The 21663-nt window shown below is 70.1% G+C and carries 18 protein-coding genes; 9 read left to right on the forward strand and 9 right to left on the reverse strand.

The features are described from left to right. Positions 1-68 precede the first annotated feature (68 nt). Positions 69-914 (reverse strand): glutamate racemase, encoded by an 846-nt coding sequence (murI, locus tag QNJ12_RS05755; protein WP_300620081.1) that lies wholly within the window; start codon positions 912-914, stop codon positions 69-71. A 76-nt stretch (positions 915-990) separates the two neighbouring features. On the opposite strand from murI, the gene QNJ12_RS05760 reads away from it, so the two are divergent. The 3 genes from QNJ12_RS05760 to QNJ12_RS05770 all read left to right on the forward strand — a co-directional run bounded on the left by QNJ12_RS05760 (position 991) and on the right by QNJ12_RS05770 (position 8588). Beyond that, entirely contained in the window at positions 991-3534 is a 2544-nt protein-coding gene (locus tag QNJ12_RS05760) for a GNAT family N-acetyltransferase (RefSeq protein ID WP_300620084.1), read from the forward strand. Positions 3535-3948: 414 nt separating this feature from the next. Further along, positions 3949-7548 carry a pyruvate:ferredoxin (flavodoxin) oxidoreductase gene (nifJ, locus tag QNJ12_RS05765; RefSeq protein WP_300620087.1) on the forward strand — a complete coding sequence of 1200 codons (3600 nt, stop codon included), beginning with the start codon at positions 3949-3951 and terminating at the stop codon, positions 7546-7548. Continuing rightward, complete coding sequence (locus QNJ12_RS05770) at positions 7545-8588, forward strand: dihydroorotate dehydrogenase-like protein (RefSeq protein ID WP_300620090.1); 1044 nt, start codon at positions 7545-7547, stop codon at positions 8586-8588. Before nifJ ends, QNJ12_RS05770 begins: the two co-directional genes overlap by 4 nt. Before the next feature lie 117 nt (positions 8589-8705). Here QNJ12_RS05770 and QNJ12_RS05775 read toward each other — a convergent pair whose 3' ends face one another. Beyond that, the gene (locus QNJ12_RS05775; protein ID WP_300620092.1) at positions 8706-9707 is read right to left on the reverse strand and encodes a PLP-dependent cysteine synthase family protein; all 1002 of its coding nucleotides are present in this window, start codon (positions 9705-9707) and stop codon (positions 8706-8708) included. 101 nt (positions 9708-9808) lie between these two features. Then, complete coding sequence (locus QNJ12_RS05780; protein ID WP_300620095.1) at positions 9809-10210, reverse strand: M67 family metallopeptidase; 402 nt, start codon at positions 10208-10210, stop codon at positions 9809-9811. 116 nt (positions 10211-10326) lie between these two features. Between QNJ12_RS05780 and QNJ12_RS05785 the strand changes: the two genes are divergently transcribed. From QNJ12_RS05785 to QNJ12_RS05795, 3 genes are all read left to right on the forward strand, one after another. After that, positions 10327-12006 carry a Na/Pi cotransporter family protein gene (locus QNJ12_RS05785; RefSeq protein WP_300620098.1) on the forward strand — a complete coding sequence of 560 codons (1680 nt, stop codon included), beginning with the start codon at positions 10327-10329 and terminating at the stop codon, positions 12004-12006. Positions 12007-12224: 218 nt separating this feature from the next. Further along, on the forward strand, positions 12225-12719 hold the full coding sequence (gene smpB / locus QNJ12_RS05790; RefSeq protein WP_300620101.1) for an SsrA-binding protein SmpB: 495 nt from the start codon (positions 12225-12227) through the stop codon (positions 12717-12719). After that, on the forward strand, positions 12719-13162 hold the full coding sequence (locus QNJ12_RS05795) for a GNAT family acetyltransferase (RefSeq protein WP_300620104.1): 444 nt from the start codon (positions 12719-12721) through the stop codon (positions 13160-13162). Before smpB ends, QNJ12_RS05795 begins: the two co-directional genes overlap by 1 nt. A gap of 18 nt (positions 13163-13180) precedes the next feature. Here the strand turns inward: QNJ12_RS05795 and QNJ12_RS05800 are convergent, their stop codons facing one another. Continuing rightward, positions 13181-14080, reverse strand: a complete 900-nt coding sequence (locus tag QNJ12_RS05800) for a hypothetical protein (RefSeq protein WP_300620106.1) — start codon at positions 14078-14080, stop codon at positions 13181-13183. Positions 14081-14148: 68 nt separating this feature from the next. On the opposite strand from QNJ12_RS05800, the gene QNJ12_RS05805 reads away from it, so the two are divergent. After that, entirely contained in the window at positions 14149-15447 is a 1299-nt protein-coding gene (locus QNJ12_RS05805) for a Xaa-Pro peptidase family protein (RefSeq protein ID WP_300620109.1), read from the forward strand. Between the two features lie 246 nt (positions 15448-15693). Here QNJ12_RS05805 and QNJ12_RS05810 read toward each other — a convergent pair whose 3' ends face one another. Continuing rightward, the gene (locus tag QNJ12_RS05810) at positions 15694-16431 is read right to left on the reverse strand and encodes a sulfite exporter TauE/SafE family protein (protein ID WP_300620112.1); all 738 of its coding nucleotides are present in this window, start codon (positions 16429-16431) and stop codon (positions 15694-15696) included. A 38-nt stretch (positions 16432-16469) separates the two neighbouring features. Between QNJ12_RS05810 and QNJ12_RS05815 the strand changes: the two genes are divergently transcribed. Then, the gene (locus QNJ12_RS05815) at positions 16470-17897 is read left to right on the forward strand and encodes an NAD-dependent succinate-semialdehyde dehydrogenase (protein WP_300620115.1); all 1428 of its coding nucleotides are present in this window, start codon (positions 16470-16472) and stop codon (positions 17895-17897) included. Positions 17898-17903: 6 nt separating this feature from the next. On the opposite strand, the gene QNJ12_RS05820 is transcribed toward QNJ12_RS05815, so the two are convergent. Continuing rightward, positions 17904-18140, reverse strand: coding sequence for a hypothetical protein (locus tag QNJ12_RS05820; protein ID WP_300620117.1), 237 nt, complete (start codon positions 18138-18140; stop codon positions 17904-17906). A gap of 100 nt (positions 18141-18240) precedes the next feature. On the opposite strand from QNJ12_RS05820, the gene QNJ12_RS05825 reads away from it, so the two are divergent. After that, a complete protein-coding gene (locus QNJ12_RS05825; protein WP_300620119.1) occupies positions 18241-19167 on the forward strand; it encodes a LysR family transcriptional regulator in 927 nt (308 codons plus the stop codon). 24 nt (positions 19168-19191) lie between these two features. Here the strand turns inward: QNJ12_RS05825 and QNJ12_RS05830 are convergent, their stop codons facing one another. From QNJ12_RS05830 to QNJ12_RS05840, 3 genes are read right to left on the reverse strand one after another with little or no spacing between them, the layout of a single operon-like run. Beyond that, a complete protein-coding gene (locus tag QNJ12_RS05830) occupies positions 19192-19575 on the reverse strand; it encodes a VOC family protein (RefSeq protein WP_300620121.1) in 384 nt (127 codons plus the stop codon). Next, positions 19572-20171 carry a GNAT family N-acetyltransferase gene (locus tag QNJ12_RS05835; protein ID WP_300620123.1) on the reverse strand — a complete coding sequence of 200 codons (600 nt, stop codon included), beginning with the start codon at positions 20169-20171 and terminating at the stop codon, positions 19572-19574. Before QNJ12_RS05835 ends, QNJ12_RS05830 begins: the two co-directional genes overlap by 4 nt. A 14-nt stretch (positions 20172-20185) precedes the next feature. After that, on the reverse strand, positions 20186-21331 hold the full coding sequence (locus QNJ12_RS05840; RefSeq protein ID WP_300620125.1) for an acetyl-CoA C-acetyltransferase: 1146 nt from the start codon (positions 21329-21331) through the stop codon (positions 20186-20188). Positions 21332-21663: the final 332 nt, after the last annotated feature.

The raw sequence follows: 21663 nt of genomic DNA on the forward strand, positions 1-21663 counted from the left end.
CATCTCAGTGAAGTCGCGCTCGAAGGTGATCGGCCGGAGTTCGTCGGCGGTGCGTCCGTCGGGACGGCTCATGGTTGCTCCTCTCCTCGGCATCGAGGTGTTGGTGTTCGGGTGGTCTCGAGCGGCCACCGCTCGGTGTGGTCGAGCTCGGGTCCGAGCAGTGTGCCGCCGAGCTCGCGGAATGCGTCGATGTCCCCGCTCGAGAGGAAGCGGTGTCGACCCGGCTGGCTGGTCTCGCGGAGCAGCCCGAGGTCGGCGAGGCGCCCCATCGCGGCGAACGCCGTCTCGTCGGCGGAACTGACGAGCGTGACGCCGGTCCCCATGACGTCGCTCAGCGTCCGTGCGAGGAACGGGTAGTGCGTGCAGCCGAGCAGCAGCGCGTCGACCCGGGCCTCGCGGACCGGAGCGAGCAACCGCTCTGCGAGCACCATCACCTCGTCGCCGGTGGTCTGGCCGCGCTCGACGAACTCGACGAACCCCGGGCATGCGGCCGACGTCAGCTCGACGGAACCGTCGACGGCCTCGATGGCCTCGACGTAGGCCCCCGACGAGATCGTGCCGACCGTGCCGATCACACCGACCCGGCCGGACTCGGTCGTCTGGACGAGCGCGCGGGCACCTGGTTCGATCACGTCGAGGATCGGGACCGACAGTTCGGCCCGCAGCTCGTCGAGGCCGGCCGCGGTCGCCGTGTTGCAGGCCACCACGATCGCCTTGGCGTCGAAGTCGTCGACCATCGACCGCGCCAGCTCGCGGGCGAATCGGCGCACGTCGCCGAGCGGTTTGGATCCGTACGGGTACCGACCGGTGTCGCCGATGTAGACGAGGTCCTCGCCGGGAAGCAGGTCGATCAGCGCGCGGGCGACCGTCAGCCCGCCGAAACCCGAGTCGAACATGCCGATCGGCCGATGCATCGGCGACAGGCTACGTGCCATCGGTCACCCGGGAGCGGTAGCTGGGTCGGGCGTCCAGCGTGGCAAGCTCACGGCCATGGATGCCGCGGATGTGTCGACCGCCGACGTCGCCGAGCGGTGGACGTCGACGGTGGTGCTCAGCGACGGCACGTCGGCCGTGATCCGGCCGATCACGCCCGAGGATGCCGACGCGCTCGAGACGTTCCACGAGGCGCAATCGAGCGACAGCCGCTACCTCCGCTACTTCTCGCCGAAGCCGACCCTGACCGACGCCGAGCTCGAACGCTTCACCAACGTCGACTTCGTCGACCGCGCAGCGCTGGTCGTCGAGGAGCACGGCAACTTCATCGGGTGGGGCAGCTACGAGCGGTGGAAGAACCGCAACGACGCCGACGTCGCCTTCATGGTCGACGACCGTCACCACGGGCAGGGCATCGCGACGCTGCTGCTCGAACACCTTGCCGCTGTCGCGCGCCACAACGGGATCTCCGGCTTCACCGCCCAGACGATGGGCGAGAACCGAGCGATGCTGGCGGTCTTCGCCAAGGCCGGCTGGCCGCTGCAGCGACGGTTCGACTCGGGTGTCATCGACGTCGACTTCTCGCTCGACGACACCACCGAGTTCATCGACTCGGTCGAACGCCGCGAGCAGCGCGCCGACTCCCGCGCGATCGCACGGCTCCTGCTGCCGACGGCGGTCGCGGTCATCGGCGCGTCCGATCGCGAGGGAACGGTCGGCGAGTCGCTGTGGCGCAACGCCACGCGGCGACCCCGCTGCCCGGTGTTCCCGGTCAACCCGGCGCACGACGAGGTCGGCGGAGTCACGGCGTTCCGGTCGATCCTCGACGTGCCGCACGAGATCGGCCTCGCCCTGATCGCGGTGCCCGAAGCCGCACTGCGACAGACGATCGACGAGTGCATCGAGAAGCGGGTCCGGGGCGCAGTCGTCGTCACCGCCGTGACCGACGAATCGATCGACGTCGAGGCGCTCGTCACGCACGCCCGGCGCAACGGGCTCCGCATCATCGGCCCGAGCAGCATGGGCGTCGCGTCGCCGCGTCCCGACATCGGGCTCCAGGGCGCCGTGGTCGACGTCGCGCTGCCGCCCGGCCGCGTCGCGATCTCGATGCAATCCGGGACGCTCGGCAGCGCGCTGCTGCGGCTGGCCGCCCATCGTCGCCTCGGCACGTCGTGGTTCGTGTCGCTCGGCGACAAGCGCGACGTGTCTGCCAACGACCTGCTCCAGTTCTGGGAGGACGATGACGCCACCGCCGTCGTCGCGCTGTACACCGAATCGCTCGGCAATCCGCGCAAGTTCGCCCGCATCGCGCGGCGCGTCTCACGCCGGCGGCCCATCGTGGCGGTCCGCACCGGCGCCGCGCTGCTCGGCGCCGCCAACGCCGCCCTGTTCCAGCGCACCGGCGTGATCGAGGTACCGACGGTGACCGCACTGCTCGACACCGCCCGCGTCTTCGCGTCCCAGCCACTGATGGCCGGCAACCGCGTCGCGGTCCTGTGCAACGCGGCCAACCCCGAGCAGTTGGCCGCCGGGACGCTGGCCGCCGCCGGTCTCGAGGTGGTGCCCGGCGCCGACCGCCTCGATTGGCGCAGCGATGCCGACGACTACGCACGCACCCTGTCCGCCACGCTCGCGGACGAGGGTGTCGATGCGGTGCTCGTCATCCACGCACCGTCGGCCGTGGCGAACCTCGAGGCACCGGCGGCCGCGATCGCCGCCACCGCCGAGCGCGGGACGAAGCCGGTGGTCACGGTGATGCTCGGAGCCGACGACGGCCCGCTCCCCGGCTCGCAGATCCCGAACTTCGCCTTCCCCGAGCAGGCCGCGGCGGCGATCGCCCGCATCGCCGCCTACTCGCACTGGCGGCGCACCGAGGGCGCCGACCACGGGCCGTCGCCGGCACGGATCGACCCGGCTCGGGCGAGCGCCATGATCGACGGCCACCTCGACGAGGGCACGATGTCGCCACAGGCGCTGCGCGTGCTGCTGGGCACGTACGGGGTACCCATGTCCCGCACCGAGCTCGTACCGCCCGATGACGCGGTCGCTGCAGCAGACCGGGTCGGCTACCCGGTCGCGGTCAAGGCGATCCGCCGACACCTCGGGCGGTCGGCCGAGGCGGGCGTCGCGCTCGACCTCGGCGATCCGGCCGATGTCGCCGAGGCGGTCGCGACGATGGTCGAACACCTGGGCGACGACGCGAGCGAGGTCCTCGTGCAACCGATGGCCGCCCCTGGTGTCGACCTGCGGGTCCATGCAGTGGCCGACCCGCGGCTCGGCCCGGTCATCACCGCCGGCCTGGGCGGCGTGCAGGCCGACGCGATCGGCGACGAGTCGAGCCGGCTCGCACCGATCTCACCGTCCGCCGCGAGGTCGATGATCGAGTCGACGCGTGCAGCGATCGTGCTCGACGACGCGGTGCTCGACGCCGTCGCCGAGACGATCTGCCGGGTCGCCCAACTCGCGTCGGACCACCCCGAGGTCGCGGAGCTCGACATCAATCCGCTGATCGTCAGCAACGACGCGTGCATCGTCACCGACGCACGGGTCGTGCTGCGTCGACCGGAACGGGTCGAGGCAGCCGTTCGTCGCCTCGAGTAGCCACGGCCAACGGCCACAGATCGACCGCGCCACGTCACCGAGGTGGGCGAGCGTCGAAGCGGCGGCGCGCAGCGCCGTGGCGGAGACGGCGAGCCCGGCAGGCAACGCCGAGCCGGCTCCGCCAATCGGCCACGCCCCGACCGAACGCGCCACGTCACCGAGGTGGGTGAGCGTCGAAGCGGCGGCGCACAGCGCCGTGGCGGAGACGGCGAGCCCGGCAGGCAACGCCGAGCCGGCTCCGCCGGGTCGGCGACGCCCCATCAGGAACGGCCGACGGGCGGCCCCGAATGGGACTTTGGGCGGTACCACCGCGTCCGGAGCACTCGCACAATGACGGTATGGCCTCCTGTGCATGCGCCCCCGCGGGCGCCGCCACGATTGCCGGAGGGCCGACCGAGCCAGGAGGACCCGACGATGACCGCTGCCTGCATTGACGGCAACGAGGCCGCCTCGCGCGTTGCGTACGCGCTGTCCGAGGTCGTGGCGATCTACCCCATCACGCCCGCGTCCCCGATGGGCGAGTCCGCCGATGCCTGGGCGGCCGCCGACCAGCCCAACGTCTGGGGGTCCGTGCCCGACATCGTCGAGATGCAGTCCGAGGCGGGCGCCGCCGGCGCGCTGCACGGTGCGCTGCAGGCCGGCTCGCTGGCGACGACGTTCACGGCGTCGCAGGGACTGCTGCTGATGCTGCCCAACATGTTCAAGATCGCCGGCGAGCTCTCCCCGGCCGTCATCCACGTCGCCGCACGGGCAGTCGCCACGCACGCCCTGTCGATCTTCGGCGAACACAGCGACGTGATGGCAGCCCGGACGACCGGCTTCTCGATGCTCGCCGCCAGCTCGGTGCAGGAGGCCCACGACTTCGCCGCCGTCGCGCACGCCGCGACGCTACGCTCCCGCGTGCCGTTCCTGCACTTCTTCGACGGGTTCCGCACCTCGCACGAGATCAACCGGATCGAGCTGCTCGACGACGACCACCTCCGGTCGCTGGTCCGCGACGACGACATCGCCGCCCACCGGCTCCGCCGGCTCCGCCCGACGGCACCCCTGCTGCGCGGCACTGCGCAGAACCCCGACGTCTTCTTCCAGGGTCGCGAGGCGTCGAACTCGTTCTACGACGCCGTACCGGGTACCGTCGCCGAGGTCTTCGCCGAGCTCGAGGCGTTGACAGGCCGGCGCTACGGCCTGGTGGACTACGAGGGCGCTCCCGACGCCGAACGGGTCATCGTGATGATGGGGTCGGGCGCCGGCGCAGCCGGCGAGGCAGTCGCCCAGATGTCGGCCGCCGGCGAGCGGGTCGGCCTGGTGACCATCCGGCTGTTCCGCCCGTTCCCGACCGAGGCGTTCGTCGCCGCGTTGCCCGACAGCGTCCAGTCGATCGTCGTGCTCGATCGCACCAAGGAGCCGGGCGCGGTCGGCGAGCCGCTCCTGCAGGACGTCGTGACCACGCTCGCCGACGCGGGCCGTGGTTCGGTCCGGGTGATCGGCGGTCGCTACGGGCTCGGTTCGAAGGAGTTCACGCCAGCGATGGCGAAGGCCGCATTCGACGAAGCCGCCAATGACGCGCCCCGGCGCCGCTTCACGGTCGGCATCGTGGACGACGTGACCGGGCTGAGCCTGCCGGTCGACGACGGCTTCCGCGTCACCAACGGCAACCGCTCGGCCGTCTTCTACGCGCTCGGCAGCGACGGCACGGTCGGCGCCAACAAGGCGTCGGTCAAGATCATCGGCAGCGAGCCGGACCTCGAGGCACAGGGCTACTTCGTCTACGACTCCAAGAAGTCGGGCTCAATGACGGTCTCGCACCTCCGGTACGGGCCCGAGCACATCCGCTCGACCTACCTGATCGACGACGCCGATCTCGTGGCCTGCCACCAGTTCGGCCTGCTCGACCGTTTCGACGTGCTCGAGAGTGCCCGGCCCGGCGGCACGTTCCTGCTCAATGCGCCCTATCCCGCCGACGAGGTGTGGGACCACCTCCCGCGAGTGATCCAGCAGGAGATCATCGACAAGGGCCTGCGGGTGTTCACGATCGACGCCGCGCACATCGCCCGCGAGCTCGGCATGCCCGGCCGCATCAACACGGTGATGCAGCCGTGCTTCTTCGCACTGGCCGAGGTGATGGACATCGATCGCGCCGTCGACGCGATCAAGACGTCGATCGAGAAGGTCTACGGCCGCCGCGGCAGCCTCGTCGTCGAACGCAACCACGCGGCCGTCGACCGAGCGCTCGGCGAGATGACCGAGGTCGCCGTCCCGGCCACGATGCCCGAGCCGAGCGCCGAGGAGGCGTTGCCGTTGCCCACCGACGGTGCCGGCGACTTCGTCGAGCGCGTGACCGCGACGATGATCGCCGGGCGCGGCGACCTGCTCCCGGTGTCGGCGCTGCCGGTCGACGGCACGTTCCCGACCGCCACGACGCAGTACGAGAAGCGGAAGCTGGCGGCCGAGATCCCGATCTGGGAGCCGGATCTCTGCATCGACTGCGGCAAGTGTGCGATCGTCTGCCCCCACGCTGCGATCCGGCTGAAGGCGTACGAGCCGGCCACGATCGCCGACGCTCCCGACGGATTCCCCACGAAGAAGTTCCGCTCGCGGGAGATCAAGGACCACTCGCTCACCGTGCAGGTCGCACCGGACGACTGCACCGGATGCGGCATCTGCGTCGACGTCTGCCCGGCCAAGGACAAGACCGAGGCGAAGCGCAAGTCGATCAACATGCGCGATGCCCTCGAGCATCGCGATCACGAGCGTGAGCGGTGGGACTACTTCCTGACGATCCCCGAGCTCGATCGCACGGCGATCAGCCACGACAACGTCAAGAACAGCCAGCTGCTGCAACCGCTGTTCGAGTTCTCGGGTGCCTGCTCGGGGTGCGGCGAGACGCCGTACGTCAAGCTGCTCACGCAGCTGTTCGGCGACCGGCTCGTCGTGGCCAACGCGACCGGCTGCTCGTCGATCTACGGCGGCAACCTGCCGACCACGCCGTGGGCCAAGACCGACGCGGGCCTCGGGCCCGCGTGGTCCAATTCGTTGTTCGAGGACAACGCCGAGTTCGGGCTCGGGATGCGGCTCGGCATCGACCAGCACCAGCACGAGGCCGCCCGCCTCGTCGACGAGCTGGCCGGGGAGATCGGGCCCGAACTCGCGACCGCCCTGCTGGCGAACACGCAGCCGACCGAAGCCGACGTGTTCGCCCAGCGCGAACGCGTCGCCGAACTGCGGACCCGGCTGGCCGAGATCGACGACGTCCGCGCCCGGCGTCTCGACACGATCGCCGACGAGCTCGTGCGCACGAGCACGTGGATCGTCGGCGGCGACGGCTGGGCCTACGACATCGGCTACGGCGGCGTCGACCACGTCCTCGGCACCGGCCGCAACGTCAACCTCCTCGTGCTCGACACCGAGGTGTACTCGAACACCGGTGGCCAGGCCTCGAAGGCGACACCGCTCGGCGCGGTCGCCAAGTTCGCCACCGCCGGCAAGCCGACCAGCAAGAAGGACCTCGGTGCGATCGCCCGCAGCTACGGCAACGTGTACGTCGCGCAGGTGGCGCTCGGTGGCAGCGACGTGCAGACGGTGAAGGCGTTCTGCGAGGCCGACGCGTGGGACGGCCCCTCGCTGATCATCGCCTACTCGACGTGCATCGCTCACGGCATCGACATGGAGACGTCGATGGCGCACCAGAAGCTGGCGGTGCGGTCGGGGTACTGGCCGCTGTACCGGTACCGCCCGTCCGAGGACGAGCACGAGCACCCGTTCCAGCTCGACTCCGCAGCGCCGACGGTACCGCTGCGCGAGTTCGCGCTGAAGGAGGCTCGCTACGCGATGCTCGCCCGGTCCGACCCGGCGCGTTCGGAGCATCTGCTCGATCTGGCGCAGGCGAACATCGACGAGCGCTGGAAGCTGTTCGAGCAGTTCACCGACATCGAGCGTGCGATCCCGCACCTCGAGGACGAGGACGAGATCGTCGAGATCGAGCTCGAACCCGGCGAGGAGGGGGTACAGCCATGACCCATGCGACCGAACTGCACACCGACTACCTCGGGCTCCGGCTGAGGTCGCCGCTGGTGGCGTCGGCGGGGCCGTACACCGGCGATCTCGACAAGATGGTCGAGCTCCAGGAAGCCGGAGCCGGCGCGATCGTGCTCCCCTCGCTGTTCGAAGAGCAGATCGAGCACGAGACCGCTGAGATCGACCGGCTGTTCTCGGTGCACCACGAGAGCTTCGGCGAGGCGTCGTCGTTCTTCCCCGAGGTCGACGACTACAACACCGGCACCGACGCCTACCTCGGCCTGATCGAGGCGGCGAAGAACCGGGTGGCGATCCCGGTGATGGCCAGCCTCAACGGGACCAACGTCGGCGGCTGGTTGCGCTACGCCCGGCTGTTGGAGGACGCCGGTGCCGACGCGATCGAGCTGAACCTGTACACGGTTGCCGCCGATCCTGCGATCAGCGGCGCTGCGATCGAGGCCGAGCAACTCGAACTGGTCGCCCTGCTCGCCGACGAGGTCGGCATCCCGGTGGCGGTCAAGATCTCGCCGCACTACTCGTCGTTGGCGTCGTTCCTGCACGGCTTGCAGGAGGCGGGCGCGGCCGGCCTCGTGCTCTTCAACCGCTTCTACCTCCCCGACCTCGACCTCGAGACCCTCGACATCAAGCCGAAGGTCTCGCTGAGCAGCCCGGCCGAGCTGCGGCTGCCGCTGCGGTGGATCGGGATCGCCCGCGAGTTCCTGTCGATCTCGATCGCCGGGTCGACGGGCGTCCACAGCGGGCGTGATGCCGCGAAGCTGATCCTGGCGGGCGCCAACGTGACGATGACGACGTCGGCGTTGCTGTTCCACGGCGCCGGGTACCTTGCCACGATCGAGGCCGAGCTCCGCCAGTGGATGTCGGATCACGAGTACCGCTCGGTCGACGAGATGTGCGGGGCCGTCAGTCGTGACGCCGCCGCCGACCCGACGGCCTACGAGCGCGCCAACTACATCGGCAACCTGACGAGCTACACGAGCCGCTTCCTCGGCGCTCAGGGCATCGGCCTCAGAGGCACCTGAGCCCGCCGGCACTGCCTGATCAGGTGGCGGTCAGCGACCGCCAGGGAGCCCCGCCGGACGCGGCGCGAGGAGGAAGCGAAGCGGACGACGACGCCGGCGCTCCGCGCCGGTACGCGATCAGAAGTAGATGATCGCTTCGGCGTTGGCTTCGGCTTCGTCGAGGTCGGCGGTGTAGGCGCCGGTCGACAGGTACTTCCAGCCGCCGTCGCAGACGATGAACACGATCGTCCCCGACTCGATCTGGCTCGCGACCTTCGCGGCGCCGGCGAGGGCGGCACCCGAGGACAACCCGGCGAAGACGCCGCATTCGCTGACGAGGCGGCGGGTCCACTCGATCGACTCGCGCGGCCGCACGACTCGCTTGCGGTCGAGCAGATCTTGGCCGTGCCACAGCTCGAACACGGGCGGGATGTAGCCCTCGTCCATGTTGCGCAGCCCCTCGACCCGTTCGCCGAGCGGCGGCTCGACGGCGACGATTTGGACGTCGGGGTTCTGCTCCTTGAGGTAGCGGCCGGTGCCCATCAGGGTGCCGCTCGTGCCGAGGCCGGCGACGAAGTGGGTGATGTCGGGCACGTCGCGCCAGATCTCGGGCCCGGTGCCCTCGTAGTGCGCGGTCGGGTTGGCCTGGTTGGCGTACTGGTAGGTGAAGCACCACTCGGGATGCTCCTCGGCGAGCTGCTGGGCGCGCCGGACGGCGCCGTTCGAGCCCTCGGCGCCCGGCGTCAGGATGATGTCAGCGCCCATGATCTCGAGCATCTGGCGCCGCTCGATCGACACGCTCTCGGGGAGCAGGATCTTGATCGGGTACCCCTTGAGACGGGCGATCGCGGCGAGCGCGATGCCGGTGTTGCCCGACGACGGCTCGAGGATCGTCTGGCCGGGCAGCAGACGCCCGTCGCGCTCGGCGGCCTCGATCATGGCCTTGGCGATGCGATCCTTGACCGAGCCGAACGGGTTCTGCATCTCGAGCTTGGCGAGGATGCGCACGTTCGGGTTCGGCGACAGGTTCGACACGTCGACGACCGGGGTGTCGCCGATCAGGTCGAGCACGTTGGCGTGCACGGCGCTGATGCCGGGCACGGTCCCGGTCTGCGGGTACATCGTCTGCTCGAGGGTCATGCTTGCTCCAACCACGACCGAATCCGGATCATTCCGATAAATCCGATGTGAGTAGTCATGATTGTAGGGGGCGGGAGCGAGACAGGCCACCCGAACCGCCGCTACGTCAGCTCGACCGGTTCCTCGGTGATGTCGCCGTCGACGATGCGGTAGCTGCGCAACTCGGGCGCGTCCCGCTTCAGCGAGACGATCACGTAGTGCCAGCCCGGCACCGGCGCCTGGGCGACGTCGGTCGGGCTGGGGTACGGCTCGGAATGGGTGTGGCTGTGTACCACGCCGTTGATCTCCCAGTCACGATCGTCGGCGTCGCGCTCGGCGCGCAGGTGGTCCTTCGGGTCGATCGTGTAGACCCTGGCCGACTCGGCGGCGTTGCGGCAGGGGTAGAAGATCGTCGCGTCGTCGCTGCCAGGTTCACCGGCGATCAGCCCGCACATCTCGAACGGGTACTCGCGAAACGCCAGGTCACAGATGGCGTCGAACGCGGCGTGGTCGAGGCGGAGCATCGACGGCAAGCTAGCGCGCCCGCGCGGCCGGCGACTCGCCCGGTTCGTTGACACCCCACCACTCACGCGGGAGGATCGGTGGTGTGTGAACGAGAGGTGGACACGAGGTGTCGGCGGTGAGCACGTTCGCCCTCGTCGCCCCCCTGCTCGCCCAGGTCGAGCCGACCGACGACATCTCGTTCACGCTCCTGATCGAGCTGTTCGGTGGACTGGCGCTCTTCCTGCTCGGCATGAGCCAGATGACCGAGTCGCTGCGCCTGATCGCGGGCACGCAGATGCGCGAGGTGCTGTCGCGCTTCACCACCAACCGCTTCGCCGGACTGGCAACGGGAGCGGGCGTCACGGCGGTCATCCAGTCGTCGTCGGTCACGACGGTGCTGGTGATCGGGTTCATCTCCTCGGGCCTGATGACGCTCACGCAGTCGCTGGGCGTGATCATCGGCGCCAACGTGGGCACCACCGTCACGGCACAGGTGATCGCGTTCGAGATCACGACCTACTCGCTGCTCGCTGTGGCGGTCGGCTTCGCGATCACGTTCCTGTCGAAGAGCCAGGCGCGTCAGGCGGTCGGAAGTGCCGTGATGGGGTTGGGACTCGTGTTCTTCGGGATGGCCGTGATGGGCGATGCGATGGCGCCGCTCGAGACCTCCGAGACGTTCGTCGACGTGATGACCAGGCTGGAGTTCCCGCTGTTCGGCATCCTGGCGGCGGCGGCGTTCACGGCGATCGTGCAGTCGTCGTCGGCGACGACCGGCATCGTGATCGTGCTGGCCCAGCAGAACCTGATCAGCATCGAGACCGGCGTCGCGCTGATCCTCGGCGCCAACGTCGGGACTGCCGTCACCGCGGGTCTGGCCACGATCGGCAACGGGCGGGCCGCCAAGCGGGCGGCGCTCGGCCACGCGCTGTTCAACGTCGGTGGGGCCGTGCTGTGGCTGCCGTTCATCGGTCAGCTGACCGGCTGGGTCGGGTCGATCGGCGGACCGATCGAGCGCCAGGTCGCGAACGCGCACACGCTGTTCAACGTCGTCAACGCGGCGATCTTCATCGCGTTCGTACCACAGCTCGCCCGCCTGGTGTCCGGCCTGTTGCCCGACCGTGACGGCGACGCCGCCGTGGTTCCGGTGAAGCACCTCGACCGCGATCTCCTGTCGACGCCCGAACTGGCCCTCGCACGCACGCGCCTCGAGATCGCCAGGATGGCGACCCGTACGCGCGGGATGCTCGACGACGTCTTCCCGGCGCTGACGACGGGCACCCGCTGGGACCTGCTGGAGATCCAAGACGTCGACAACGAGGTCGACGCGCTCCACGCCCAGATCATCGACTACCTCCGCGAGATCGGCACACAGAAGCTGTCGAAGCCGGCCACCGCGGAGCTCACCAACATGATGCACGCCGCCGACAGCCTCGAGGCGATCGGCGACGTGATCGAGACGAACCTCGTCGGTCTCGGCCTCGACCGCGTCGACCACGGACTCGTCGTCAGCGCGGAGTCGCTCGACGTCCTCCGCGAGCTGCACGAAGCGGTCGCCGAGGGCCTGTCCCAGGCGACCAACGCGCTGATCGAGCGTGATCCCGAAGCGGCCAGACGGGCACGGCGCCTCAAGTCGAAGATCAACCGCCTCGAGCGCAGCGCCGGCGCCCATCAGGCCGAGCGACTCCTGGTGGAGGCGCCGCGACGCGTCGCCAACTACCGGTTCGAGGTCGACGTGATCGCCAACCTGAAGCGGGTCAACTACTTCTCGACCCGGATCGCCCGTGCGGCGGCACCCACGCTGCGCCGCCACCCGTGACGTGCCGATCGCACCCTCCAGCCGGTGGGAGTGGATCGTGTGGAGGAGAGGCGGCGAGCACGGTCAGGCGAGCCCGGAGGGGCGCGTTGCCGATCCGGCCGGCTCCAGCGTTCGGACCACCGGCTCGATCGCCGGTGCTTGCGATGGTGCGAACCCGATGCGGCGCTGCGACCTCTCGACCTCGGCGGCACGAGGCGCTCGGTAGCCTCGACACGGCCATGGCCAAGAAGAAGACGCGCGACGCCAAGCCCGGAACCAAGCTGATCGCCGGCAACCGCGTCGCGCGCCGCAACTACGCGATCGACGACACGCTCGAGGCAGGCATCGTGCTGCTCGGCAGCGAGGTCAAGAGCATGCGCGAGGCCCAGGTGCAGCTGGCCGACAGCTACGTGCGGATCCGCGACGGCGAGGCGTGGCTCGAGGGCGTGCACGTCGCGCCGTATTTGTTCGCGGTGGGTATCGGCGCCCACGACCCCGATCGCCCCCGCAAGCTGCTGCTCCACCGCGACGAGATCACGCGCCTCAAAGCGCGCATCGACCAAGAGCGTGTCTCGGTCGTGCCACTCAGCCTCTACTTCAAGGAGGGTCGGGTGAAGGTCGAGCTCGGCGTCGGCAAGGGCCGCACCAGGGGCGACAAGCGCCAGGCGATCGTCGAGCGCGACACCCAGCGCGAGACCGAGCGCGAGCTCGCCCGCTACCGCAAGGGCATGTGATGGCGGGCCCGGGCGGCTTGCTGGTCCGACCGTTCGCACCGGATGATCGACCGCGCCTGATCGAGTTGTGGGAGCGCTGCGGGTTGACCCGCTCGTGGAACGACCCGGATCGCGACATCGACCGCAAGCTCGACGTCGACGGCGACGGTCTGTTGGTCGGCACGGTCGACGATCGCCTGGTGGCATCGGTGATGGCCGGCTACGACGGACATCGCGGCTGGATCAACTACCTCGCGGTCGACCCGTCGGCGCAGGGCGCCGGCCACGGTGCCGCCATCATGCAGGCGGCCGAGGCACGGTTGAGGGCGCTCGGCTGCCCGAAGATCAACCTGCAGATCCGCACGACCAACCTCGACGCGATCCGCTTCTACGAATCGATCGGCTACTCGATGGACGAGGTCGTGTCGATGAGCCTCCGGCTGGTCGACGACGAACGTCGATGAGCATCCGAGCGGGCCCGTTCATCGGGTCGGCTCCAGAGACGCCAGCTCGAGGTGGTACTCCTCTCGATAGACGACCCCACCGATCGGCGACGGTGATCGCGACGACTTGACGGCCGTGGCCTCGACGGGGAGCCCCGTCTCCGCGAGGTACCAGTCGATCACCTGGTCCTCCCAGTAGTCGTCATGGTCGATGACCGTCATGCGGACGTGGCGGACCGGCACCGTCTCGCCGGCGACCACGCGCACATCCCGTTCGAGCACCTCCCACGTCGGGAGCCACGGGTCGTCGCCGAGCGTGCACATGAGCTGCGTCCGACCGAGCGCCGCTGGTTCGTCGGCCGAGGGCACCAGGACGACGCCGCGATCACACGCGACCGCCTCCTCCTCCGGTTGGCCGAAGAACTCGTGGTACTGCACGGCCTCCGGTTGCAGCTCGACGCCGCTCGCGGTCGGACAGAGGCTCCATTCCTCGCGGCGTTCGCGGAGGGCATCCCACCGGAGATGGATGCCGCAGCCACCCTCGGTCGCCGTGATCGTCGTCTCGGCCGGGTACCGATGTGTTGCGCCGTCGAGGGCGTCGATCTCCTCGGAGCCCGTCGTCCGGTACCGGTAGACGCCGAGTTCGATGGTGGCCGGTGTCGGCGCCGGGGGCGCCGATGTGGTCGTCGTCGGGTCGGCGATCGTCGGCGTGGCCCCCGTGACCCGCGTGGTCGTGGCGGGCGTCGCGTCGGTTCCGGCGGTGGTCGGTGTGGTCATCGTCGCGGCACGGAAGTCCTCGACGACTTCCGTGATCGGCACGGCACGAGCCTGGTCGCGCAGCACGACGAAGCGAACGAACACCACCGCGACCACGACCGTCGTCAGGACGAGGCCTGCGATGAGCCACCATCGCCGACGCAGTGCACCCGACGTCGTCACCAGCATCGAGGGTAACGGCGGCAACGCGCTCGGGAGGGCGGCTCGCCGGCGCGCGACACTGAGCGTCGATGATCGGTGACCGAACCAAGATCCGGTCGGGGCCGCCACCGGCCTGGCTGGTCGAGCACACCGGCCGCAACCTGCACGAAGTCGGGCCGTCGCCGGCCACGATGGCGGAGTGGTCGGCGGCCGGGCTCACCCTGCCCGACCTCGCCGCGATGCGGCGGTACCGGGTCGCCCGCATCCGCGAGCAGCTCGCCGCCCACGATTGTGACGGGGCGCTGCTGTACGACCCGCTCAACATCCGTTACGCGACCGACTCGACGAACATGTCGGTCTGGACGATGCACAACGCCGTGCGGTTCGCTTTCGTGGCGACCGATGGGCCGCTCGTGATGTTCGAGTACTCGAACGGCGAGTTCCTGTCGTTGCACAACGACGTGGTCGACGAGATCCGTCCGGCGCGCTCGCTGCACCCGTTTTACGTCGGCGATCGCGTCGACGAGATCGCCGCGGTCTGGGCCGACGAGATCGTCGAGCTGATCGACGGCTCGGCGCGTTCGGGCGGCCGGCGGCTGGCGATCGACGTGCTCGGTCTCGATGCGATCCGCGCGCTCGAGGCGCGCGGGGTCGAGCTGGTCTCGGGCCAGCGGCTGATGGAGAACGCGAGGGTGGTGAAGTCGTCCGACGAGATCCTCGCGATGCGGCTCGCGTGCTTCTCGTGCGATCGGGTGATCGCCGAGATGCGGGCCGCGCTCCGCCCCGGGATGACCGAGGTCGAGCTGTGGTCGATGCTCCACGTGGGCAACTGGGAGCGGTTCGGCGAGTGGGTCGAGACGCGGCTGCTGTCGTCCGGCCCGCGGACCAACCCGTGGTACCAGGAGGCGAGTGCGAAGCTCATCGAGGACGGCGAGCTGGTGGCGTTCGACACCGACCTCGTCGGCGCCTACGGGATGTGCGTCGACGTGAGCCGGACGTGGTTGTGTGGCGGCGGCACTCCGTCCGCCGATCAGCGGGACCTGTTCGCTCGCGCCGTCGACAGCATCGAGTCGAACATCCCGCTGTTCGTGCCGGGAGCGACGTACCGCGAGATCACCGAGCGCTTGCGCTATCCGCCCGTGGACGAGTTCAACGGGTACACGGTCCTCGCCCACGGCGTCGGCCTGTGCGACGAGTACCCGTCGCTCTACACCCGCGAGCAGTGGGAGGTCGCTGGCTTCGAGGGTGTGGTCGAGGCCGGCAACGTGATCTCGGTCGAGTCGTTCGTCGGTCGGCGCTCGGGAGGCGAGGGGGTCAAGCTCGAACAGCAGATCCTGGTGACCGAGTCGGGGCCCGAGCTGCTCAGCCTCGACCCGCTGTCGCTCTGAACGGACCGACGTCCGGGTGGGCCCGCGCACGGACGTGCGGTGGGCGAGCGTCGAAGCGGCGGCGCCAGACCGCCGGTGCGGAGACCGCGAGCTCAGAAGGTGCAACCGACTCGGCTCGACCGGTCGGCGGCCGCGCACCGACGTGCGGTGGGCGAGCGTCGAAGCGGCGGCGCCAGACCGCCGGTGCGGAGACCGCGAGCTCGGAAGGTGCAACCGACCCGGCTCGACCGGTCGGCGAAGCCCGGATCAGCCGTACAGACCGAGGAGGCGACCGGAGAGGAGGAGCGCCGCGATCACCATGACGATGCGGATGAACGGCTCGCCACCCTTCACCGCCGCGTGCGCCCCGATCCACGCGCCCGCGGTCAGGCCCACCGCGAGGATCACCGCCGGCAGCCACTCGACCTTGCCCTGGGCGATGAAGACCGGCAGCGCCACCGCCGTCACGACCAGGTTGACGACGACCTTGATGTTGTTGGCGGTGATCAGGTCGTAGCCGGCGCGCGTCAGCGCGGCGAGCATCACGAGTCCCACGCCGGCCTGCACGGCGCCGCCGTAGACGCCGACGCCGAGGAAGACGGTCGCGGTGAGTGGCGTGCTCCAAGCCCGTGCGTCGGTGCGGACCCTCGGCGGGCGGATCGAGAGGAAGATGATCGGAAGCATCAGCAGGCCGAAGACCCGCTCGAACGTCTCGTCGGTCAGCCGCGTGATCAGCAGCGAGCCGACGAGCGATCCGACGACCACGGGCGCCAGCACCGGGATCGCCTGGCCCAGCCCCCGCACCCCCAAGCGGCGGAACGCCGCGGCGGCCGCTGCGTTCGACGTCAGGATGCCGACGCGGTTCGAGGCGTTCGCGTTGTTGCCAGGCACGCCGGCGAGCACGAGCAGCGGCACGGTCAGCGTCGACCCGCCGCCGGCCACCGCGTTGATCGCGCCGGCGGCCGTGCCGCCGAGGATCAGCAGCAACGCCTCCCACCACTCCACGTGCCGATCCTGACAGACCGGGTCGTATCGTCGGCGGGATGTTCATCAGCGGTGAGTGGCGAGATGCACGCAGCGGTGGGTCGTTCGAGGTGGAGGATCCGGCGACCGGCGAGGTGATCGCGAGCGTGCCCGACGGCGGCGCCGACGATGCCCGCGCCGCTGTGGCGGCGGCCCACGATGCGTTCAAGGGCTGGTCGACGAGCACAGCGGCGGCGCGGGCCGACCTGCTGTACCGCGCCTGGCAGCTGATGACCGACCGCAGCGAGGCGCTGGCCGAGCTGATGACCCGCGAGCAGGGCAAGCCGTTGAAGGCGAGCCGGGCCGAGGTGAAGTACGCCGCCGACTTCCTCCGCTTCTACGCCGAGGAGGCGACGCGCGTCACCGGCGAGTGGCTGCCCTCGGCGCGGCCGGACCAGCGCTTCCTCGTGCTGCGCCAGCCGGTCGGCGTCGTGGCGATGATCACGCCGTGGAACTACCCGGTCTCGATGCTGACCCGGAAGATGGCGCCGGCGCTGGCCGCCGGCTGCACGCTCGTCCTGAAGGCCGCCGAGGCGACGCCGCTGTGTGCACGCGCGGTGTTCGAGATCTTCGAGGAGGCCGGCACGCCGCCCGGCGTCGTCAACCTGGTGACCGCGCTCGACCCGAAGCCGATCGGCGAGGTCTTCACCACCGACCCGCACGTCGCCAAGCTGACGTTCACCGGCTCGACCGCCGTCGGGCGCCACCTCGCCGGCGTCGCGGCCGGCAACCTGAAGCGGGTGTCGGTCGAGCTCGGCGGGCACGCTCCGTTCGTCGTGTTCCCCGACGCCGACCCGGTGCGCGCCGCCAAGGGTGCGGCGGCACTCAAGTTCCTCAACGCAGGGCAGGCGTGCATCTCACCGAACCGGATGTACGTCCACGAGCAGCACGAGGATGCGTTCGTGACCACGATGGTGGAGCGCGTGTCGAAGGTACGGGCCGGCAACGGGTTCGACGACGGCGTCGGCGTCGGGCCACTGGTCGACGAGGCCGCCGTCGCCAAGGTGGCCGACCAGGTCGACGACGCAGTCGGGCGCGGCGCCGACCCGCTCGTCGGCGGGCACCGGCTGGGCGACGGCGAGTTCACGCGTGGCCACTTCTACGCACCGACCCTGCTCGCCGGCGTCGGCGACGGCATGAAGATCTACCGGGAGGAGACGTTCGGCCCGGTCGCGCCGGTGATCACGTACGGCGACGTCGACGAAGTGATCGACCTGGCGAACGACACGAACTACGGGCTCGCCGCCTACGTGTACACCCGCGACTTCTCGACGGCGATCCGGGCGTTCGAGGGCCTGCGGTTCGGCATCATCGGCGTGAACGACGTCAATCCCACCGCGGCGTCGGCACCGTTCGGCGGCATGGGCGACTCGGGCATCGGTCGGGAGGGCAGTCACGACGGCATCGAGGAGTACCTCGAGACCAAGCTCGGCGGGTTCGCGTTGTAGCGAGCATCAGGCGACATCGACGAGCGGTGCCGCCGGCAACGCGACGATGGCAGCGCTGATGCGGGCCACGGCACGCTCGCGCGCCACTTCGGGGGCGCTGCGATCGGTGAGCAGCGAGACGATCGCGGGGAGCACGCCGAGGCGCATGGCGTGCTGTGCCAGTGCGGCCAGTTCGGGCTCGGATCGGTCGAGGCCGAACGTGGCGACCTGTCGGGCGATCGCGGTCGGGTCGATGCGGTTCATGTCGCTGCCTCCGTGGGGGGTGGGTGGACGACTCCGACGGTACGGATCGACTTCGATCGAGTCCAGCGATGATCTTCGAACGAGTCGATCAGGTAGGCTTATGGATGAGATGTGGTCGACCGACATCGAGATCCGGCACCTGGCTGCCTTCCTGGCGGTCTGCGAGCACCGTTCGTTCGGGCACGCCGCCCGGGCCCTCGGGTACTCGCAGGCTGCCGTGAGCCAGCAGATCGCCGGTCTCGAGCGCACGGTCGGGACCGCGCTGTTCGATCGTCCCGGTGGGCCCCGACCCGTCGACCTCACCGATGCCGGCCGGCAACTGCTCCCCTACGCCGAGTCGGTGTTCCGGCAGCTCAACGAGGCCGAGGAGGCGCTCGCCGAGGTCGCCGCCGGTGCTCGCGGCCGTCTTGCGATCGGCTCGTTCGAGAGCGTGTCGGTTGCGATCCTGCCGCGGATCGTCGCGCTGCTCACCGCCGAGCGGCCGAACCTCGAGCTTGCGCTCACCGAGCACGACAACGCCGAGGTGCTGCTCAAGATGGTCGACGAGGGCGAGCTCGACGCGACGTTCCTCCCGAACGGCGATGTGCTCGCCGGCTTCGAGCAGCGGCGCCTGATGACCGACCCGTTCGTCGCCGTCGTACCCGCCGACCACGCCGGCGACGTCGTCACGATGCGCGAGCTCGGCGACTCGCCGCTGGTCGGCCACGGCGACGGCGATTCGTGCCAGGCCCGCGTCAATGCATCGATCCTCGCCCACGGACGATCGCCGCGCTACGTCTTCCGCTCCTCCGACAACGCGGCGCTGCAGGCCATGGTGCGGTCGGGGCTGGGCATCGCCGTGATGCCGTTGCTCGCCGTCGAGACCGGCGACGACGGCGTCGCCGTGCTCCCGATCGACCCACCGATCCCGCCGCGTGAGGTGACGCTCGCATGGCGGTCACGGGCGACGGTGCCGCCGGCACTCGAGCGGTTCGTCGAGCTCGCCGAGCAGGTCTGCGACGAGTTGACCGTCGCGCAGGCCGTCTGATCCCGTCCGCCCGATCGTTCCCGGTCAGTCGAGATCCGACTCGAAGAGGCAGAACGGGTGACCGTCGGGATCGAGCATCACCCAGACGCCGGGCTGCGGCTGGTGCTCGGCGACGGTCGCGCCGGCAGCGACCGCCTCGCCGATCGCCGCGTCCAGGTCGTCGGTGGCGATGTCGAGGTGGATCATGATCTGCTGCTCGCCCACACGTGACGGCCACACGGGAGGCACGTATGCCGCGTCCTCGTGGAACGAGAGACCGTGTGACCGACCGTCGGGACGGAGCACGACCCAACCCGGCTCACTCGCCCGCCGCGGCCAGCCCAGCAGTCGTTCGTAGAACGCCGCCAGCGCCTGCGCGTCGCGCGTGGCGAGCACGGTGCCGGCGACTCGGAAGCGAGGCGTGGTCATCGTGCGGGCCGCAGCATGCCCCACATGTGCGGGCCAGGATCATCGCCGGCGCGGAGGTCCCACTCGGTGCGGACCTCGAAGCCGTGGCGGCGGTAGTAGGCGACATTCTCGACGGACTCGGTCTCGAGATAGCACGGCAGACCGGCGGCATCGGCCTGCTCGAACACGACATCCATGAGGGCCGCGCCGAGGCCCTGCCGCTGCCAGTCGGGGTGGGTGGCGAGCATGTTGAGGTACCAGTGCGGCTCCGGCGGGGTGTTCGCCTCGAGCGCGGCGCGGATCGCTCCGAACCGTTCGAGCCGCCAGGGCGGATGCTCGACGGCGGGCGCCTCGACGTCGACCTCCGGGCGGCCGGGCGGCACCCAGCCCGCCATCGCGACCCCGTCCTCGGTGCACCACAGCGAGCCGGTCGCCTGCCACCGACGGCACATGAACTCGACGAGGCCCGGCTGCAGTTCGAAGTACTCGTCGTCGGGGAAGAACCACCGCATCACCGGGTCGTGGGCGAACGCGAGCGTCGCGGTCCGCGTCAACCGGGCGATGTCGGACTCGCTCGCCAGCCGCACCACCACGACGTTACAGGGGGTGTCTGACACCTTCTGTAACGGTTCTACAGGCGTTCGATGATGGTCACGTTGGCCTGGCCGCCGCCTTCGCACATCGTCTGGAGGCCGTAGCGGCCGCCGGTGCGCTCGAGCTCGTTCAGCAGCGTCGTCATCAGCCGCGCGCCGGTGGCGCCCAGCGGGTGGCCGAGCGCAATTGCGCCGCCGTTGACGTTGATCTGCTCGTGCTCGAAGTCGGTCTCGCGCAGCCACGCCATCGGCACCGGCGCAAACGCCTCGTTGATCTCGACGAGGTCGATGTCGCTGGCTTTCATGCCGGTCTTGGCCAGCGCCCGATGCGTGGCGGGAATCGGCGCCGACAGCATCATGATCGGGTCGTCGGCGAGGACCGACATGTGATGGATCCGGGCCCGCGGCGTGAGCCCGTGCTCGTCGACGGCACGCTCGTTGGCGATCAGCATCGCCGCCGAGCCGTCGGAGATCTGGCTGGCGACCGCCGCGGTCAGCTTGCCGTCGGGCGTCAGCGTCGGCAGCGAGCGGATCTTGTCGAGGTCGGGCTCGCGCGGGCCCTCGTCGCGGTCGAGGCCGTCGAGCGGCACGATCTCGTTGTCGAACCGGCCCTCGGCCTGCGCCCGCAACGCCCGCTCGTGGGACTCGACGGCGAACGCCTCCATCTCCTTGCGCGTGAGGTCCCACTTGTCGACCATCATCTCGGCGCCGCGGAACTGAGTGACGTCACCGGTGCCGTACCGCGTCGTCCAGCCGGTCGAGCCGGTGAACGGATCGAAGTCCTCGGGCTGGCCGATCGTGAACGACGACGTGATCGGCACCATCGACATGTTCTGCACGCCGCCGGCGACGACGAGATCCATCGTGCCCGACATCACCGCCTGCGCAGCGAAGTGCACCGACTGCTGGGCCGAGCCGCACTGCCGGTCGATCGTCACGCCGGGGACGTGCTCGGGCAACCCGGCGGCGAGCCAGCACGTGCGAGCGATGCAACCGGCCTGCACGCCGATCGAGTCGACGTTGCCGAACACACAGTCGTCGACCGCGTTGGGGTCGACGCCGCTGCGCTCGATCAGCGACTTGATCGCGTGCCCACCGATGTCGGCGGGATGGATCTGGGAGAGACCGCCGCCCCGGCGACCCACGGGAGTGCGGACGGCATCGACGATGAACGCTTCGGACATGGCCGCGACGCTACGCCGCGGCGGGGCGCCGGCGAGACCCGTGGCACCGCCGATCCCTCGCGGGCCGATGATCGGCAGCCGGGTAGGTTTCCCGCAGCAGTCGACAGCTGGCGCGGCCTGCGCGGCGGCCCGCACGTCGCCAGCTTGCTGCAGCGAGCGCTGGGACGAGACGTCGCTCGCGAGCCGAGCAACGGCGCTCGACGTTGGACGACCGGTCTGACCAGGCACGTTGCGGGCCAAGGCCCAGTGCGCTCGGGACCTTCGGCCCTCATCAATTGCTCCCGCAACGATCATCATGGCAACCGGGCGCCGGTCATCCTCGAGGCGTTGAC

Origin of the sequence: Ilumatobacter sp. (genome assembly GCF_030065885.1) — a bacterium.
Lineage (GTDB): Bacteria > Actinomycetota > Acidimicrobiia > Acidimicrobiales > Ilumatobacteraceae > Ilumatobacter.

Bases quoted from the DNA above. Each gene is read 5' to 3' on its own strand.
- murI (WP_300620081.1), bottom strand. From the start codon at position 914: ATGCATCGGCCGATCGGCATGTTCGACTCGGGTTTCGGCGGGCTGACG.
- QNJ12_RS05760 (WP_300620084.1), top strand. From the start codon at position 991: ATGGATGCCGCGGATGTGTCGACCGCCGACGTCGCCGAGCGGTGGACG.
- nifJ (WP_300620087.1), top strand. From the start codon at position 3,949: ATGACCGCTGCCTGCATTGACGGCAACGAGGCCGCCTCGCGCGTTGCG.
- QNJ12_RS05770 (WP_300620090.1), top strand. From the start codon at position 7,545: ATGACCCATGCGACCGAACTGCACACCGACTACCTCGGGCTCCGGCTG.
- QNJ12_RS05775 (WP_300620092.1), bottom strand. From the start codon at position 9,707: ATGACCCTCGAGCAGACGATGTACCCGCAGACCGGGACCGTGCCCGGC.
- QNJ12_RS05780 (WP_300620095.1), bottom strand. From the start codon at position 10,210: ATGCTCCGCCTCGACCACGCCGCGTTCGACGCCATCTGTGACCTGGCG.
- smpB (WP_300620101.1), top strand. From the start codon at position 12,225: ATGGCCAAGAAGAAGACGCGCGACGCCAAGCCCGGAACCAAGCTGATC.
- QNJ12_RS05795 (WP_300620104.1), top strand. From the start codon at position 12,719: ATGGCGGGCCCGGGCGGCTTGCTGGTCCGACCGTTCGCACCGGATGAT.
- QNJ12_RS05805 (WP_300620109.1), top strand. From the start codon at position 14,149: ATGATCGGTGACCGAACCAAGATCCGGTCGGGGCCGCCACCGGCCTGG.
- QNJ12_RS05815 (WP_300620115.1), top strand. From the start codon at position 16,470: ATGTTCATCAGCGGTGAGTGGCGAGATGCACGCAGCGGTGGGTCGTTC.
- QNJ12_RS05820 (WP_300620117.1), bottom strand. From the start codon at position 18,140: ATGAACCGCATCGACCCGACCGCGATCGCCCGACAGGTCGCCACGTTC.
- QNJ12_RS05825 (WP_300620119.1), top strand. From the start codon at position 18,241: ATGGATGAGATGTGGTCGACCGACATCGAGATCCGGCACCTGGCTGCC.
- QNJ12_RS05830 (WP_300620121.1), bottom strand. From the start codon at position 19,575: ATGACCACGCCTCGCTTCCGAGTCGCCGGCACCGTGCTCGCCACGCGC.
- QNJ12_RS05840 (WP_300620125.1), bottom strand. From the start codon at position 21,331: ATGTCCGAAGCGTTCATCGTCGATGCCGTCCGCACTCCCGTGGGTCGC.